Source organism: Xylanimonas allomyrinae (assembly GCF_004135345.1).
Lineage (GTDB): Bacteria > Actinomycetota > Actinomycetes > Actinomycetales > Cellulomonadaceae > Xylanimonas > Xylanimonas allomyrinae.
On the sequence record NZ_CP035495.1, the window covers coordinates 3,546,695 to 3,563,201 of the forward strand.

General features: G+C 73.4%; 13 protein-coding genes and 2 pseudogenes. 5 read left to right on the top strand and 10 right to left on the bottom strand.

Annotated features, from left to right (window positions below; genetic code table 11):
- Positions 1-30: 30 nt before the first annotated feature.
- From ET495_RS16090 to ET495_RS16100, 3 genes and pseudogenes are all read right to left on the bottom strand, one after another.
- Positions 31-1,167: pseudogene (locus ET495_RS16090) on the bottom strand (glutamate--cysteine ligase); the annotation flags it as partial.
- 58 nt (positions 1,168-1,225) lie between these two features.
- Entirely contained in the window at positions 1,226-2,503 is a 1,278-nt protein-coding gene (locus ET495_RS16095) for a class I SAM-dependent methyltransferase (RefSeq protein WP_129205624.1), read from the bottom strand.
- 83 nt (positions 2,504-2,586) lie between these two features.
- Positions 2,587-3,384 (bottom strand): hypothetical protein, encoded by a 798-nt coding sequence (locus tag ET495_RS16100; protein WP_129205625.1) that lies wholly within the window; start codon positions 3,382-3,384, stop codon positions 2,587-2,589.
- A gap of 424 nt (positions 3,385-3,808) precedes the next feature.
- On the opposite strand from ET495_RS16100, the gene groES reads away from it, so the two are divergent.
- Positions 3,809-4,105, top strand: coding sequence for a co-chaperone GroES (gene groES, locus ET495_RS16105; RefSeq protein ID WP_129205626.1), 297 nt, complete (start codon positions 3,809-3,811; stop codon positions 4,103-4,105).
- 114 nt (positions 4,106-4,219) lie between these two features.
- Here the strand turns inward: groES and ET495_RS16110 are convergent, their stop codons facing one another.
- A complete protein-coding gene (locus ET495_RS16110; protein ID WP_129205627.1) occupies positions 4,220-4,501 on the bottom strand; it encodes a WhiB family transcriptional regulator in 282 nt (93 codons plus the stop codon).
- A gap of 191 nt (positions 4,502-4,692) precedes the next feature.
- Between ET495_RS16110 and ET495_RS16115 the strand changes: the two genes are divergently transcribed.
- Positions 4,693-5,787 carry a MerR family transcriptional regulator gene (locus ET495_RS16115; RefSeq protein ID WP_129205628.1) on the top strand — a complete coding sequence of 365 codons (1,095 nt, stop codon included), beginning with the start codon at positions 4,693-4,695 and terminating at the stop codon, positions 5,785-5,787.
- Positions 5,788-5,879: 92 nt separating this feature from the next.
- Complete coding sequence (guaB, locus tag ET495_RS16120; RefSeq protein WP_129205629.1) at positions 5,880-7,391, top strand: IMP dehydrogenase; 1,512 nt, start codon at positions 5,880-5,882, stop codon at positions 7,389-7,391.
- 39 nt (positions 7,392-7,430) lie between these two features.
- Here guaB and ET495_RS16125 read toward each other — a convergent pair whose 3' ends face one another.
- Positions 7,431-8,174, bottom strand: a complete 744-nt coding sequence (locus ET495_RS16125; protein WP_129205630.1) for an exonuclease domain-containing protein — start codon at positions 8,172-8,174, stop codon at positions 7,431-7,433.
- Positions 8,175-8,377: 203 nt separating this feature from the next.
- Here ET495_RS16125 and ET495_RS16130 point away from each other — a divergent pair, with 203 nt between their 5' ends.
- Both ET495_RS16130 and ET495_RS16135 read left to right on the top strand, forming a co-directional pair.
- Positions 8,378-9,502, top strand: a complete 1,125-nt coding sequence (locus ET495_RS16130; protein WP_129205631.1) for a GuaB3 family IMP dehydrogenase-related protein — start codon at positions 8,378-8,380, stop codon at positions 9,500-9,502.
- Between the two features lie 84 nt (positions 9,503-9,586).
- Positions 9,587-11,230 (top strand): succinic semialdehyde dehydrogenase, encoded by a 1,644-nt coding sequence (locus tag ET495_RS16135; RefSeq protein WP_129205632.1) that lies wholly within the window; start codon positions 9,587-9,589, stop codon positions 11,228-11,230.
- Positions 11,231-11,309: 79 nt separating this feature from the next.
- Here ET495_RS16135 and ET495_RS16140 read toward each other — a convergent pair whose 3' ends face one another.
- From ET495_RS16140 to pta, 5 genes and pseudogenes are all read right to left on the bottom strand, one after another.
- A complete protein-coding gene (locus ET495_RS16140) occupies positions 11,310-11,921 on the bottom strand; it encodes a SanA/YdcF family protein (RefSeq protein WP_129205633.1) in 612 nt (203 codons plus the stop codon).
- Positions 11,922-12,042: 121 nt separating this feature from the next.
- Positions 12,043-12,288 (bottom strand): HD domain-containing protein, encoded by a 246-nt coding sequence (locus ET495_RS19530; protein ID WP_342770119.1) that lies wholly within the window; start codon positions 12,286-12,288, stop codon positions 12,043-12,045.
- Positions 12,285-13,016, bottom strand: a complete 732-nt coding sequence (locus ET495_RS16145; RefSeq protein ID WP_342770120.1) for a DUF4031 domain-containing protein — start codon at positions 13,014-13,016, stop codon at positions 12,285-12,287. The genes ET495_RS19530 and ET495_RS16145 overlap by 4 nt, the downstream gene beginning before the upstream one ends.
- A gap of 136 nt (positions 13,017-13,152) precedes the next feature.
- Positions 13,153-14,334, bottom strand: a complete 1,182-nt coding sequence (locus ET495_RS16150) for an acetate/propionate family kinase (protein ID WP_129205634.1) — start codon at positions 14,332-14,334, stop codon at positions 13,153-13,155.
- Positions 14,335-14,377: 43 nt separating this feature from the next.
- Positions 14,378-16,467: pseudogene (gene pta, locus ET495_RS16155) on the bottom strand (phosphate acetyltransferase).
- Between the last annotated feature and the right edge of the window lie 40 nt (positions 16,468-16,507).

The window sequence follows — 16,507 nt, forward strand, 5'->3', positions numbered from 1 at the left end:
CCCGAGTCTTCCAGGTCCGCGCGGCGCGGGGAGGGGACGACCTGCCCGCAGCTCCGCGACCAGGTGCGCGACGACGGCCTCCAGCCCGTCGTGCCCCCCGCCGTGCGCGGCCGCGACGGCGCGCTGCCGCTGGTAGGAGGCCCCGTGCTCGCTGATGTCGAGCACGCCCGCCAGCTCGGTCAGGCAGCCGAGGCGTTCGGCCGTGGGCTCCAGCTCGGTCACGAGCCGCCGCGTCGCGTCCGTGACCAGCTCCTCCTTGCCGGCGTCGTCGAGGATGATGATCGCGTCCATGCCGTAGCGGGCCGCACGCCACTTGTTCTCCTGCACGAACCACTGCGGCATGGTCGGCAGCGGCTTGCCCTCGTCGAGCCGCGTCGACAGGTGCTCGACCAGGCAGTGCGTCAGCGCGGACAGCGAGAGCAGCTCGGTGAGGTTCGAGACGCCGTCGCACACGCGGACCTCGACCGTGCCGAACCGAGGCGCCGGCCGCACGTCCCAGCGCACGTCGTTGACGTGGTCGATGACGCCGGTGCGCACCATGTCCTCGACGTAGTGCTCCAGCTCGGTCCACGTCGCGAACTGGTAGGGCAGCCCCGCCGTCGGGAGCTGCTGGAACAGCAGGGCGCGCATGGACGCGTACCCCGTGTCGCGCCCGTCGAAGTACGGCGACGACGCCGACAGCGACTGCAGGTACGGGTAGTACACGAGCAGCGACCGGATGATCGGCAGCACCTTGGCCCTGTCCTCGACGCCCACGTGGACGTGGACGCCGTAGATGAGCATCTGCCGGCCCCACATCTGCGCCCTGTCGACGACGGTGTGGTACCGCTCCTTGTCCGTGACCTTCTGCGTCGACCAGTGCGAGAACGGGTGCGTGCCCGCGCTGAGGAGCTCGACGCGCATCGGGTCGGTGATGGCGCGCACCTCGTCGAGCGTGCGTACCAGGTCGCCACCCGCCTCACCGACCGTCCGGGAGACCCCGGAAACGATCTCGACGGTGTTGCGCAGAAACTCCGGGTGGACGTTCGGGTGCGGGCCGAACGGAGACAGCGCGGCCACGACGGACGGCCCGGCCTGCCGCATGTCGCCGGAGTCGGCGTCGACCAGGGCGAGCTCCCACTCGAGCCCTACTGTCGAACGCGCCGAGCGCGCGAACTCGATCCCCATGCGGCCCATGCTTCCACGGAGGGGCCTGACCAGCCCAGCCATCGCGGGCTGCGGCCCGTCACGCCGGGGTGCCGCCGTGCGTGAGCGGCTCGACCACGAGGATCTGCTGCGCGCCCTCGACGCGCGTCAGGATGAGCGTCGCCTCGCGCGGGCCGTGCAGCGAGAGCTGGGCGCGCAGCTGCTCGGGCGTGACGGCGGTGCCGCGCTTCTTGATCGCGACCCGGCCCACACCGCGTTCGCGCAGGTAGGCCTTGAGCCGCTTGACGCCGAACGGCAGGACGTCGAGCACCCGGTAGCCGACCGCGAGCGGAGCCGCCCCCGACGCCGGGTCGACGACGGCGGCGGGCGCCGGCTGGTCGGTGGTGACGTAGGCGATCGTCGCGTCGAGCAGACGGCCGCCCAGGTCCTGAGCCGCCTGGCCCACGAGCCCCGCCCGGATGACGGCGCCGTCGGGCTCGTAGACGTACGCGCCCACGGGCCCCACCGGCGGCACGGCGTCGTACGCCGGACCGGCGGCGTGCTGGCCCACGGGGACGGCGCTGCGCAGCGTGCGCGTGCGCGTCACCCCGCCGCGTGTGGTCAGGATCAGCGCCGAGCGCCCCGGCCCGCCGGGGGCCAGCGGTCCGAACCACAGCCCCGCCTCGACGACGTCGCCGTCGACGCTGACCCACTGCGTCTCGGCGTCGGCGGGCAGTCCCTGGTGGGCGATGCCCGGGCCGACCTTGATGCCGACGGCGGGCACGCTGGACCGCAGCGCCCAGACGGCGTCGAGCGGCGGGGCGTACGCACGCGGGTCGAAGACGCGCTTGCCGCCGCGCGTGCGCCGGGCCGGGTCGGCGTAGACGCCGTCGACGCCCTCCGCCGACAGGTCGAGGGTGAGGCCGTCGGCGTGGCGCACCTCGGCCTCGGGGAAGGGTCGCAGGTTGACGGCGGCCATCGCCGCGGTGACCTCGTCGACGTCGGTGGCCAGCACCTGGAGCCCGACGCCCGCGAAGGCGAGCGCGTCCGCGCCGATGCCGCAGGTCAGGTCCGCGACCTTGGTGACGCCGGCCGCGAGGTAGCGGCGTGCGTGCAGCGCCGCGACGACGAGGCGCGTGGCCTGCTCGACGCCGTCGGGCGTGAAGAGCATGCCGTCGGCGAAGTCGCCGAGCTTGGCGCGCGCCTTGGCGCGCAGCCTGCTCTGGGTCAGGACGGCGGCGGCCAGGTCGGGGTCGACGCCCTGGTCCCGCAGGCGCATGGACAGCGCCATCGCCTGCTTCTCGTCGTAGGGCGGCAGGGCGGCGAGCAGCGCCCAGCCGTCGGGGCTGAGCAGCTTGCCGAGGGTTGCCGGATCCACGTTGTCATCGTGTCAGACGACGGGCGTGCGGTACGCCACCTGTCCACGGGTGCAGGGCGCCCGCGCCGTGCGGGCACGGCGCGCTACGGGTGAGCGGTCGAGCGGCGGCCGGCCGGCGGTCGGGCGGCGGCCGGCCGGTGGTCGGACGGCGGGCGCGGGCCCGTCCGTGCGACCGGGCGGTCAGCCGCGCAGTGCCGTGAGCAGGTCGGACGCGGTTCGAGGCGCCGTCGAGAAGACGGCGAGGTGGGTCGCGCCGTGCTCGGCGATCGCGGCGCGCAGCGCGGCGACGTCGGGTGAGCCGGCATCGGGTGCGGTGGCGGCCGCGGCCGCACCGGGCGCAACCTCGACCATCTCGGCGACGCCGACCGTGCGCCAGATCGCGCCGAGCCCGACGTGGGGGCCAGCGCGTCGGCCGCGGTGACGGCGTCGGCCTGCGTGCGCGGCTCCATGGCCTTGAGGGTGGCGACGAGCCCCTCCTCCTCGCCCCACGAGACGTACTCGGTGAGGAACTCGACGGCGTCGTCGGCGGCCTCGCGAGCCGCCGGCCGCGCCAGCACGCGCTTGGCCCCGGCGACGGCGTCGACGTCGGCGAGGGCCTCGGGGACGTCGTGCTCGAGCTGACGCGTTGCGTCGGCGGCCTCGGTGCTCACCGGGGCGAGCGTCACGGCGGCGCTGATCGCGCGCAGGGCGTCGACGTCCCCGGGGCCGACGGGCAGCACCCGCCACGCGACGTCGTCGCCGGACGTCACCGGCACGAGCCGGGCCTTGAGCGCGTCCAGGGCGCGCTCGGCGTCGAGGCGCACCAGGGCCCGCTGCGCCTGGACCTGTGCGTAGTAGTCCGCCCACAGCCGGGCGCGGTCGAGGATCTGCTGGGTGTTCATCGGGCGTCATCGTGCCTCGTGTTGCAGGGCGAGCGCCAGCGGATGGCCGACGGCGGTGCTGGTGCACGGCAGCCGGAAGGTGCGCGGCGCCGCGACCCTGTGCGCGGCCGTCCGCACGCCCCGGTCGTGCCCTGCTGGTCAGGTGCCGTGCCTGTGGTTGGGTGGGTTCGTGGCGACCTACGAGGCGGCGTTGGCCGGCGATGCCGGGCGTTCATCGCACACCTCGACCAGTGGATCATGAGCTCGAGCGCGTCGGTGCGGCCGGTGTGGTTCGCTGCGACAGCTTTGGCACTCGACTTGTCAGAGTGCTAACCGCACTCCTAGATTGTTCGCAGCGCAACGCGCTGTGCCGGCACCCGCGACGACGGCCAGCATGTGGCGCACACCAGTCCAGCACGCATCACAGCGAAAGAGGAGGTCCGACGTGTCGGTCCCCATCAAGCCGCTCGAGGACCGGATCGTCGTCAAGGCCATCGAGGCCGAGACCACGACGGCTTCCGGCCTGGTCATCCCGGACACTGCCAAGGAGAAGCCCCAGGAGGGCGAGGTCCTGGCGGTGGGCGAGGGCCGTTTCGACGACAACGGCAACCGCATCCCGGTCGACGTCAAGGTCGGCGACAAGGTCATCTACAGCAAGTACGGCGGCACCGAGGTCAAGTACGCGGGTGAGGAGTACCTCGTGCTCTCGGCTCGCGACGTCCTCGCCGTCGTCGTCGGCTGACGACAGGCTGCGTCCTTGAGGTAGCAGACACCTCGAAGCAACAGACGCGGAGGCCCCCGCACCGTCCATGGTGCGGGGGCCTCCGCGTCTTCGTGCGTCTCGCGGGGTGCTCGCTCAGCCGGTCCTCTTGGCCAGGATCGCCGCGCGCTCGTCCTCGGAGAGACCGCCCCAGACCCCGTACGGCTCGCGCACGCGCAACGACTGCTCGCGGCACTGCATCATCACAGGGCAGGTGTTGCAGATCGCCTTGGCGGCTTCTGCGCGTCGGCGGCGGGTCGAGCCCCGCTCGCCTTCCGGGTGGAAGAACAGGGTGTCGTCCGCGTCGCGGCACGCTCCCTGATACTGCCACTCCCACAGCTCCATTACCGGACCTGGCAGCCTCGAGATTTCCGTCATGCCGCATAACCTACAAGTTGTGCAGAAGTTGTTCAAGGCCCTGGCAGCGTCCGAGGTCTTGGCCTGACCTCGGGCAAGTTTTCTCGATCTGACCAGTTGTGCGAACGAGTTTTGCGATGATGCGCTGCTCGAATCGCGCCAGGGGTGGTCGCGCGGTGGCAGCGCCCCGGGGCCGTCGGCACAATCGAGCCATGACGCCCTCACGGCCCGCCTCCACGGGCAGGCCCAGCACGCCGAGCCCGGGGCTCGCCGTCGCGGCGGTCGCCCGCCGACTGGGGGTCGCACCCGCGACGTTGAGAACCTGGGACCGAAGGTACGGCCTCGGTCCCTCCGGCCGCACGGCCGGGTCCCACCGCCGGTACACGCCGGAAGACGTGGCCCGGCTCATGGTCATGCGCCGACTGACCCTCGAAGGCGTCGCGCCCGTCGACGCCGCACGCGCCGCTCTCGACGCCGAGGCCGATTCGCTCGACGCCTCCACGCAGCACGTGCGCGCGGACGGCGTCGAGGCGGCCGACGACGCAGGGCCCGACGGCTCCCGCGCCGTGCGCGGGCACCTGCGCGCGCTGCCCGGTGGCGGCGAGGGCGGCCGCGGCGCGGGCGCACCGACGCTCCCCGGGGCGTCGCCCTCGACCGTGTCCGCGCGCGTCGCCGCCGTCATCGACGCGGCGCTCGCCTACGACCAACCAGGGTGCGACGCGCTGCTGCGCATCGGAGCGCAGGGAGACCCCGCGGCATGGTGGACGCGGCTCGTCGAGCCCGCGTGGCTGCGCATCGCGCAGCGGACCGTGCTCGGAACCCCTGGCGAGGTGCCCGAGCTCGTCCTCGCGACGGCGGCGCTGCGCGCGCTGCGCGACTTCACGCAAGCGTTCGAGCAGGCGATGATCAGCGCAGGGAACCCGCCGGCCAACCACCCGAGCCGGATGCGCAAGATCGTGCTCATCTTCGCCGCACCCGACGAGGTCGTACCGCTCGCGGCACACGCCCTCGCGGCGGCGCTCGTGGCGCAGGGGGCAACGGCACGCATCGTGACGGGGCCGGCCAGCACCCACCGCGCCGTCGAGCTGGTGACGATGGTGCGCCCGGCAGCCCTGGTCCTGGCGACGACGCTCGCGCGGCCGGACCTCGACGTCGTCCACGCTGTCCACGACGCGTTCACCAGCCTGCCGATCTTCGTCGGCCTGCGGCGCGACGACTCGGCCAGCGCGGTGCCGCTCGCCCCGACCGTCCAGCGCGTGCGCTCCTTCACCGGGCTGCTGCACGAGGTTCTCGCCGTCGTCGGCTGACCTTCCCCGGGCGACGACACCGGGACGGGCGCGCGCCGCCGACCGGGGTACGGGGCGGCCTTCGTGCCCGTGACCGAACGTAGACTTTGGCCATGACGGACTCGACCCCGCACGACCCCTTCGCGAACCTCGGGCTCACGTATGACGACGTGCTGCTCCTGCCGGGCTACTCGGACCTGGCGCCGTCGGACATCGACACGACATCCCGCCTGACCCGCGAGATCTCGCTGCGGGTGCCGCTCGTCTCGGCCGCGATGGACACCGTCACCGAGGCGCGCATGGCGATCGCCATGGCCCGCCAGGGCGGCATCGGGGTGCTGCACCGCAACCTGTCGATCGAGGACCAGGCCCGGCAGGTCGACCTCGTCAAGCGCACGCAGACGGGCATCATCGACAACCCCGTCACGATCCACGCGGACGCGACCCTGGAGGAGCTCGACAGGCTCGCGGGCGAGTTCCGCATCTCGGGCTTCCCCGTCGTCGACGCCGGGCACCGCCTCATCGGCATCGTCACCAACCGCGACCTGCGGTTCACCCCTGTCGCCGAGTGGGCAACCACCAAGGTCGCGGACGTCATGACCCCGTCGCCGCTCATCACGGGCCCGTCCACCATCGGGCGCGAGGAGGCGACCCTGCTGCTGCGCAAGCACAAGCTTGAGCGGCTGCCCCTGGTCGACGCCGAGGGGCGACTCACGGGGCTCATCACCGTCAAGGACTTCGTGAAGTCCGAGCAGTTCCCGAACGCGTCGAAGGACGGCCAGGGGCGCCTGCTCGTCGGTGCGGCGATCGGCTACTACGGCGACGCGTGGACGCGCGCGACGACGCTCATCGACGCGGGCGTGGACGTGCTGGTCGCCGACACCGCGCACGGCAACGTCCGCATGCTCATCGAGATGGTCGAACGCCTCAAGAAGGACCCGGCCACGCGTGACGTGCAGGTCATCGGCGGCAACGTCGCCACCCGCGAGGGCGCGCAGTCGTTCGTCGACGCGGGCGCCGACGCCATCAAGGTCGGCGTCGGGCCGGGCTCGATCTGCACCACTCGCGTGGTCACCGGAGTCGGCGTGCCTCAGATCACGGCGGTCTACGAGGCGTCGCTCGCCGCCCGCGCCGCGGGAGTCCCGGTCATCGCCGACGGCGGCATGCGCCACTCGGGCGAGATCGGCAAGGCCCTCGTCGCGGGCGCGGAGTCCGTGATGCTCGGGTCGATGCTCGCCGGGACCGCGGAGGCGCCGGGCGAGACCATCCTCGTCAACGGCAAGCAGTTCAAGGCGTACCGGGGCATGGGCTCGCTCGGCGCGATGTCCTCGCGCGGCAAGAAGTCCTACTCGAAGGACCGCTACTTCCAGGCCGAGGTCGCCGACGACTCGCTCATCGTCCCGGAGGGCATCGAGGGGCGCGTGCCGTTCAAGGGTTCGCTCAACACCGTGACCCACCAGCTCGTCGGCGGACTGCACCAGACGATGTTCTACGTCGGGGCCAGGACCATCCCGGAGCTGCAGGCCAGGGGGAGGTTCGTGCGTATCACGTCAGCGTCGCTGAAGGAGAGCCACCCCCACGACGTGCAGATGACGGTCGAGGCGCCGAACTACACCGGTCTGTGACGGACCCGGCCGCGTCGGCAGGGAACCGGGCGGGGCAGGTCAGGACCGGGCAGGCTCGACGGGCCACGCCGTCGACGCGCCCGGTCCCTCCAGGCCCTTCCCGGCGCGCCACTCGTTGAAGGTGAGCGCCCACGCGTGGTGCGCGCCGACCTGAGCCTCGTGCAGCTGCTCGAGGGTCAGGTCGGCCAGGCGCGGGAAGTGGCGCAGCAGGGAGTCGAGGACGTCCAGCGTCGCCAGCACGTCGACGTCCGCCGCGTGCAGGCTGTCGGCCGTCTGGACGCCATAGTGGGCGACGAGGTCCCCGAGCCGACGCTTGCCGCGGCGGTAACGGTCCTGCCAGCGGTCGATGACCAGCGGGTCCAGCACCGGGGTCACGGCGTGGCCCAGCCGCTGGGGCAGCGTTGCGAGCCCGTGGCGTGCCAGCTCGGCGTCGAGCAGCGAGAGGTCGAACGCGGCGTTGTACGCGACGACCGGGACGCCCTCGCGCAGGTGCGCGGTGAGCTCGGCCGCGATCTCCTCCAGCGCGACGGCGGCAGGTGCGCCGTGCGCGCGTGCGTGCTGCGTGGTGACGCCGTGGATGGCGGCTGCCTCGGCCGGGATCTCGACTCCCGGGTCGAGCAGCCAGGTGCGCACGTCCGTGCTCACGCCGGGGATGCGCAGCACGACCGCCGCCGTGACGATCCGGTCGTGCGTGACGTCGACGCCCGTCGTCTCGGTGTCGAACCCCACCAGCGGGCCCCGGGCCCAGCTCGCGGCGTAGGCCTCGTACGACTGCTCACCCATCGACTGCTCCCTGCTCTCGCGTGCGTGCTACCGACTGCGTGCTCTGGACTGCGTGCTCTGGACTGCGTGCTCTGGACTGCGTGCTCTGGACTGCGTGCTTTCGAGGTGGACCCTGCCACGGGCCACCGACACGGCTGCCCGGCGAACCCGCGCGCGCCGACACCCGCCGGTCGCACACCGTCGAGCGCCGGTAGGCTGACCCGGTGAGCAACGAGATCGAGATCGGCCGCGGCAAGCGCGGACGCCGGGCGTACTCCTTCGACGACATCGCGGTCGTCCCCTCCCGCCGCACGCGGGATCCGGAGGACGTCTCGGTCGGCTGGCAGATCGACGCCTACCACTTCGACCTGCCGATCGTGGCGGCTCCGATGGACTCCGTGATGAGCCCCGGCACCGCCGTCGAGCTCGGTCGCCTCGGCGGGCTCGGCGTGCTCGACCTCGAGGGCCTGTGGACGCGCTACGAGACTCCCGAGCCGCTGCTCGAGGAGATCGCGCACCTGCCGGCCGACGAGGCGACGCGCCGCATGCAGGAGATCTACGCCGAGCCCATCAAGCCCGAGCTCATCACCCAGCGCCTCAAGGAGGTGCGTGCCGCGGGCGTGACCGTCGCGGGCGCGCTCAGCCCGCAGCGCACCCAGGAGCACTACCGCACGGTGGTCGACGCCGGCGTCGACCTGTTCGTCATCCGCGGCACGACGGTGTCGGCCGAGCACGTGAGCGGCAACGCCGAGCCCCTCAACCTCAAGCGCTTCATCTACGAGCTCGACGTGCCCGTCGTCGTCGGCGGCGCCTCGACGTACACCGCGGCGCTGCACCTGATGCGCACGGGCGCGGCGGGCGTCCTGGTCGGCTTCGGCGGCGGGGCCGCGCACACGACGCGCGTCAGCCTGGGCATCCACGCGCCCATGGCGACCGCGGTGTCCGACGTCGCGGCGGCCCGCCGTGACTACCTCGACGAGTCGGGCGGCCGGTACGTCCACGTCATCGCCGACGGCGGCGTGGGGCGCTCGGGCGACATCGTCAAGGCCGTGGCTTGCGGCGCCGACGCCGTGATGCTCGGCGCGGCGCTCGCGCGCGCGTCGCAGGCCCCCGGGCGCGGCTGGCACTGGGGCCCCGAGGCTCACCACTCGGTGCTGCCGCGCGGGGAGCGCGTCGAGGTCGGCACGGCCGGGACTCTTCAGGAGATCCTGTTCGGGCCGGGTCGTCAGGCCGACGGCACGCTCAACCTCGTGGGCGCGCTCAAGCGCGCGCTCGCCACGACCGGGTACTCGGACCTCAAGGAGTTCCAGCGGGTCGAGGTCGTCGTCTCGCCGTACCAGCCGCACTGACGGCGCGGGCGCCTCCGGCGGGGCGTCGCGCGAACCGTGGAAGGCCGGTGAACGGCGTCGGTGCCCGTGTGTAGGGTGGCGAGCATGGCTACCGGGCACGAGGGTGAGGACGCTCGTCACGACGTCACGCAGGGCACGCAGGGCCTCGTCGACCCTGACCTGCCGGGCGGCACGTACGCGCTCGAGCCGGACGTCGTCGCTCCGCTGATCGCTCGCGTCGTGACGTCGCACCGAGCGGGCGAGCACCGGGCGCACATGCCGTTCACCGGTGCGCCGCTGGTCTCGCTGCCGCTGTCGTCGCCCGACGACGTCGCCACCGCCGTCGGGCGGGCGCGCGTCGCGCAGCGGGCGTGGGCCGCCGTGCCGGCGCGCGCGCGTGCGCGCGTGCTGCTGCGCGTCGCGAGCGCGGTGCTGGACCGGCAGTCCGAGGTGCTCGACCTGGTGCAGATGGAGGGCGGCAAGGCCCGGCTGCACGCCTTCGAGGAGGTCGTCTACACGTCCCAGCTCGCGCGGCACTACGCGGTCGCGGGGCCCGGTTACGTGGCGCCGCGCCGCGTGCGCGGCATGATCCCCGCGCTCACGGGTGCGCGGCTCCTGCTGCACCCCGTGGGCGTCGTCGGGGTGATCGCGCCCTGGAACTACCCGCTCGCGATGGCCGTGTCCGAGGCGCTGCCGGCGCTGCTCGCGGGCAACGCCGTCGTCGTCAAGCCCGACCCGCAGACGTCGCTCTCGGCGCTGTGGGTCGCCGAGCTGCTCGAACGCTGCGGCCTGCCCGCGGACCTGTTCCTCGTGGTCACGGGCGCGGCCGAGACGGGCACGGCCCTGATCGACGCCGTCGACCACATCGCGTTCACCGGGTCGACGGCGACGGGGCGGGTGGTCGCGGCGCAGGCGGGGCGGCGGCTCATCGGGTCGACGCTCGAGCTGGGCGGCAAGAACGGCCTGTACGTCGCCGCAGACGCCGACCTCGACGCCGCCGTGCCCGGGGCGCTGCGGGCGTGCTTCGCGAACGCCGGGCAGCTGTGCGTGTCCGCTGAGCGGCTCGTGGTGCACGAGGCGATCGCCGGCGAGTTCGTGCGGCGGTTCGTCGCCGGTGCGCGCTCGCTGCGACTCGGCGGTGGCCTCGACTACAGCTCCGACGTCGGCTCGCTGGTCTCGGCCGAGCACCTTGCGCGCGTCACCGCGCATGTCGAGGACGCCATGTCACGTGGCGCTCGGGCGCTCGCCGGCGCCGTCCACCGAGCCGACGTCGGTCCCTACTTCTACGCGCCCACGGTGCTCGACCACGTGCCTGACGACGCCCGGTGCGCGCGCGAGGAGACCTTCGGTCCCGTCGTGGCGATCCGGCGGGTCGCCTCCGACGACGAGGCAGTGGCCGTCATCAACGACTCCGAGTACGGGCTCAGCGCGTCGGTGTGGTCGCGCGACGTGCGGCGCGCGCAGCGCATCGCGGCGCGGCTGCGGGCCGGGGCGGTCAACGTCAACGACGGGTACATGGCGGCGTTCGGGTCGGTGGCGGCGCCGCTCGGTGGCTTCGGCGCCTCAGGGCTGGGACGGCGGCACGGGCGCGCGATCATCGATGCGCTGACCGACCAGCAGACGGTGGCGACCCAGCGGGGCGTGGCCCTCGGGCTGTCGGTGGACCGGTTGTACGCGCTCGGCGGCGAGCGCGCGGCCACGACGCTGACGGCGGGAATGCGCGCGCTGCGAGCGCTGCGAGCCCGCTGAGCGGCGCGCCGGCCGGAGGACCGCGAGGGACTCACGGGCGGGCGCCGTCGCTTTCGGCGTGCCCGTGGCGTTCGCCGTGTCAGACGCCCACCAGCTCGCGCACGGCGGCCTTCCATGAGGCCGGCATCTCGCGCACGTGCCACCACAGCCAGTTGGCGGGGCTGGCGCTCGCGGCCGAAACACCGACCCCGACCGCGTCCAGCCCGGCCTGGGTGCACGAGAACAGGGCGCGCCGCACGTGGTAGTCCTGCGTGACCACGACGGCGGAGCGTGCGCCGTAGACGTCGTGGGCCCGGCGGCAGGTGGCCGTCGTGCTGAAGCCCTCACGGTCGAGCACGAGGTCCGTGGCGGGGACGCCGTGGTCCACGATCCAGTCGCGCATCGACGCGGGCTCGTCGTACGTCGAGCCGTCGGGGCGCTGGTGGGCGTCGCCGGAGAGGATGACGGTCGAGGCGACGCCGCGTTCGTGCAGCGTTGCGGCGAGCGCGAGCCGGCGCCGCAGGTAGGGCGAGGGTGTCCCGTCGGCACGCAGCCCCGCCCCGAGCACGACGACGGCGTCCACCGGGCCGACCTCCGCGACCTGACGGTGGTGCGCCTGGCCGACCGCCTGCACCCAGGCGACCGGCGCGGCCAGGAGCAGGGCGAGGAGGCCGCCGCCGACGTAGAGCAGACGGCGTCGTACGGGACGCATGGGGTCATCGTAGGCAGCCTCCCGAGGACGTCCTGCTCGAGTGTCCATGACTGCGAGGGACCCGACGCGGGCACGGCCCCGCACCGGCTCTCGCACGCGAAGCGCTCGCCCCGGCGCCGGCTCAGCGCGCTCGCGCGAGACCGTCGAGCTCGGCCCGGAGGTTGGCCGACGCACGGTCCGCCCATGCCGCGCGCCCCGGCGTCGTGCGGTACAGCGCCGGCAGGCTCAGGAGCTGGTCGAGCACCGCTGCGCGGCCCTCACGGAACGCCACATCGGGCACGTCGGCGTACTCGGCGCGCACCTGATGGACGTAGCGGGTGTACCGCGCAGGGGTCGAACCGAGGATGGCGAGGTCGGCGTCGCTCACGAGCGCACCGAGGCTGTCGCCCGGGGCCGGGTCGTGGGACGCCGTGAGCCGCACGAGCCGGGCGACGTCGTCGTGCGTCGCGGGCGGCAGCACCCCCGCGCCGACGGCGGGGCAAGGACGTCTGACGCGAGGGCGCCCGAGCGCTCCTCGTCACGCCCGGCGACGCCGTCGTGGACCGCGTCGTGGAACCACAGCGCGAGCCGTACCGTCCGGGTCTCGGCGGCGGTCAGGGGTGTGGTGACGAGCAGGGCGTCGAGGGCGTCGAGCGCGGCCGCCAGGTGGAGGCGCCCGTGGTAGACGCGGTGCGGCTCGCTCCATCGCCGCACGAGCTCGCCGCCGGCGTCGAGCACGGCGGACGCGGGCCCTGACGCCGGCGCGGGCGGGGACCCCGTCGGCCAGCGGGCGGGCTCTGCGAGCGGCGACCACAGCCGCTCCCAGCGGGCGCGCAGTGCGTCGCGTCTCGCCCCGGCACGCTCGTGGCCCGCGACGCGCAGGCCGGACGCACCGAGGCGCCGGGCCAGGGTGCGCCCGCCGACGGCGGTGGCTCCCGCGGCGAGCAGGTCCGCGTGCCGGTCGGCGGGTGTGTCGTAGTGGTCGAGGTCGAAGCTGCGGTCGGGCAGCCCAGCCGCGCGAGCGAACGCGCGCAGCTCGTGCAGCGACGTGTCGGACACGAGGTGCGACCACACGGTCCCGTGTGCCGGCCACGTGGGCGGATCGAGGAGGATCACCCGCCGAGCCTACGGGCGGAGAGCCGCCCAGCCCCGGCGAGGGTGCGGGCCCAGGCCCGCACCGGTGAGGATGCAGGTCCGGGTCGACGAGCCCCGGCCCCGGCCCCGGTGAGGATGCGGGGCCGGGCCGGCGACGTCAGCTGATCGCGGCGACCGACAGTCGCGCGATCGCGAGCTCCTCGTTGGTCGGCACGACCATGACCAGCGGCCCCTCGTGGCCGTCGGGGGAGATGACGCGCGGCTCCTTGGAACGCACGGCGTTCTTCTCGGGGTCGACGGCCAGGCCGAGGAACCCGAGCGCGTCGACGACCTCCTGGCGCAGCGGCGCCGAGTTCTCGCCGACGCCGGCCGTGAAGGTCAGCACGTCGAGGCCGCCGAGCACGGCGGCGTACGCGCCGACGTACTTGACGAGCCGGTGGCGGTACACGGCCAGGGCCAGCAGCGCGGCCGGGTCGCCGTCGTCGGCGGCCGAACGCACCTCGCGCATGTCGTTGCGTCCGGCGATGCCCTTGAGGCCCGACTGCTTGTTGAGCAGGTTGTCGATCTCGTCGACGTCGAGCCCCGCCACGCGGCGCAGATGGAAGACGATTGCCGGGTCGAGGTCGCCCGAGCGGGTTCCCATGACGAGGCCCTCGAGCGGCGTCAGGCCCATCGAGGTGTCGACGGCGACGCCGGACGCCACCGCCGACGCCGACGCACCGTTGCCCAGGTGCAGCACGATCTGCCGGAGGTCCTGGCGGCCCAGCACCTCGGAGACGCGCTGCGAGACGTACTCGTGCGACGTCCCGTGGAAGCCGTAGCGGCGGATCTGGTGGGCCTTGGCGACCGCCGCGTCGATCGCGTACGTGTACGCGGCCTCGGGCAGCGTGGCGAAGAACGCGGTGTCGAACACGGCGACGTGCGGCACGTCGAGCAGCTCGCGGGCCACCTTGATGCCCGTGGCGTTGGCCGGGTTGTGCAGCGGGGCGAGCGGGGCGAGCGCCGCGATGCCGGCCTCGACGTCGTCGTCCACCACGGTGGGGTGCGAGTAGGCGGTGCCGCCGTGGACCACGCGGTGACCGACCGCGACGATGCCGGCCTCGTCGAGCGACGGGCCGACCTCGTCGAACAGGCCGAGCACCAGGCGCAGCGCCTCCCCGTGGTCGGGGATGGGCAGCTCGCGCGTCGTCTCGTCGTCGCCGACCTCGTGCGTGAGGACGCCGACGGGCTCCCCGATCTTCTCGACCAGGCCGACGGCGAGCGCCTCACCCGAAGCCGGGTTGACGAGCTGGTACTTGAGCGACGACGAGCCGCTGTTCAGGACGAGGACGGTGCTCATCGGTCAAGCCCCTTCAAGAGCGCGGACGTGCGGGTGGAGGTGGTCATGCGGACGTCCCCTGGGCCTGGATGGCCGTGATGGCGACGGTGTTGATGATGTCCTGGACCAGGGCGCCGCGCGACAGGTCGTTCACCGGCTTGTTGAGGCCCTGGAGGACGGGGCCGACGGCGACGGCGCCCGCTGAGCGCTGCACCGCCTTGTAGGTGTTGTTGCCCGTGTTGAGGTCGGGGAACACGAAGACCGTCGCGCGACCGGCGACGTCGGAACCGGGCAGCTTGGACGCGGCGACGGCGGCGTCGACGGCGGCGTCGTACTGGATCGGACCCTCGACCGACAGGTCGGGGCGGCGCTCCTTGACGAGCGCGGTCGCGGCGCGCACCTTGTCGACGTCGGCGCCCGAGCCGGACTCGCCCGTCGAGTACGACAGCATCGCGATGCGCGGCTCGACGCCGAACTGCGCAGCCGTCGCGGCCGAGGAGATCGCGACGTCGGCGAGCTGCTCCGCCGTCGGGTCCGGGATGACGGCGCAGTCGCCGTAGACCAGGACGCGGTCCTCGAGGCACATGAGGAACACGCCGGACACGGACGAGATCCCGGGGGCCGTCTTGATGATCTCGAAGGACGGGCGGATGGTGTGCGCCGTCGTGTGGGCGGCACCCGAGACCATGCCGTGCGCGTCGCCCAGGTGGACCATCATCGTGCCGAAGTAGGAGACGTCGGAGACGATCTCGCGGGCGCGCTCGACCGTCATGCCCTTGTGGGCGCGCAGGCGCGTGTACTCCTTGGCGTAGCGCTCGACGTGCGCGGGGTCGGTCGGCGAGAGCACCGTGGCGCCCGAGATGTCGAGGCCGAGCTCGGTCGCGCGGGCGCGCACGGCGACCTCCTCGCCGAGGATCGTCAGGTCGGCGATGCCGCGCGCGAGCACGGTCGACGCGGCGCGCAGGATGCGGTCGTCGCCGCCCTCGGGCAGGACGACGCGGCGCCGGTGGGAGCGGGCCCGCTCGATGAGCTCGTACTCGAACATCAGCGGCGTGACGACCTCGGGGCGCGGCACGTCCAGCCTGGCCAGCAGCTCGGCGCCGTCCACGTTGGCCTCGAACAGCGCACGGGCGACGTCGACCTTGCGGGTCGAGCCGACGGTCACACGGCCGATGGTGCGGCCCGCGGCACGCGCGACGGGGAAGGTGTCCTGCTCGGTGAGGATGAGCGGGACGTGCGGGGTGAGCGCGTGGACCAGGTCGCCGATGCGCCCCCCGGCGTCATGCCGCCCGTGAGGATGATGCCGGCCAGGGACGGGAAGGTCGTCGCGACCTGGGCGGCCAGGAGACTGAGGATGACGTCGGTGCGGTCGCCGGGCGTGATGACGACGGCGCCGTCCGACAGGTGGTCGAGCAGGTGCTCGACCGACATCGCCCCGACCAGGACCGCCAGGGCCTCGCGCGAGAGCAGCTCGGGGTCGCCGAGCCACAGGCGGCCGTCGACGGCGTTCATGAGCTGGGCGACCGTGGGCGCCTGGAGGAAGCGCTCCTCGGGCACGACCCAGATCGGCAGCGAGGGGTCGGACGTCAGTGCGGCGGTGTCGGCGGGCATGGGGCCGTCGTAGCGGTTGATGACCACGCCGACCGGCTGGGCGTGGTTCGCGCGCAGCTCGCCCAGGCCGATGCCGGCCAGGGCCTTGGTGTCCTCGGCGCTGCGGTCCCGGCCCGAGACGACCAGCAGCACGGGCGCACCGAGGTTCGCGGCGATCTTGGCGTTGAACGCCAGCTCGGTCGGGCCCGACACGTCGGTGTAGTCGGTGCCGAGCACCACCACGGAGTCGCACTTGGCGGCGACCTCGTGGTAGCGGGCCACGATGCGGCTCATCGCGGCGTCGAGGTCGGCGTGGATGTCGTCGTACGTGATGCCGACCGACTCTTCGTAGGTGAGGTCCACGCCGTCGTGCTGGAGCAGCATCTCGAGCACGTGGTCGCGCTCGCCGTCGGGACCCTCGCTGGCAGACACCCGCGAGACCGGGCGGAACACGCCGACACGCTGACCCTGGCGCACGAGGAGGTCGATGACGCCGAGGGCGACCGTGGACTTCCCGGAGTCCCCTTCGGGGGAGGCGATGACGATGCTGCGCGTGGCCGGCATGAGGGTGCTGCTCCTTGTTGAGATGGTGGTGCCCCGCCAC

Bases quoted from the DNA above. Each gene is read 5' to 3' on its own strand.
- ET495_RS16100 (WP_129205625.1), bottom strand. From the start codon at position 3,384: ATGAACACCCAGCAGATCCTCGACCGCGCCCGGCTGTGGGCGGACTAC.
- ET495_RS16110 (WP_129205627.1), bottom strand. From the start codon at position 4,501: ATGACGGAAATCTCGAGGCTGCCAGGTCCGGTAATGGAGCTGTGGGAG.
- ET495_RS16115 (WP_129205628.1), top strand. From the start codon at position 4,693: ATGACGCCCTCACGGCCCGCCTCCACGGGCAGGCCCAGCACGCCGAGC.
- guaB (WP_129205629.1), top strand. From the start codon at position 5,880: ATGACGGACTCGACCCCGCACGACCCCTTCGCGAACCTCGGGCTCACG.
- ET495_RS16125 (WP_129205630.1), bottom strand. From the start codon at position 8,174: ATGGGTGAGCAGTCGTACGAGGCCTACGCCGCGAGCTGGGCCCGGGGC.
- ET495_RS16135 (WP_129205632.1), top strand. From the start codon at position 9,587: ATGGCTACCGGGCACGAGGGTGAGGACGCTCGTCACGACGTCACGCAG.
- ET495_RS16140 (WP_129205633.1), bottom strand. From the start codon at position 11,921: ATGCGTCCCGTACGACGCCGTCTGCTCTACGTCGGCGGCGGCCTCCTC.
- ET495_RS16150 (WP_129205634.1), bottom strand. From the start codon at position 14,334: ATGAGCACCGTCCTCGTCCTGAACAGCGGCTCGTCGTCGCTCAAGTAC.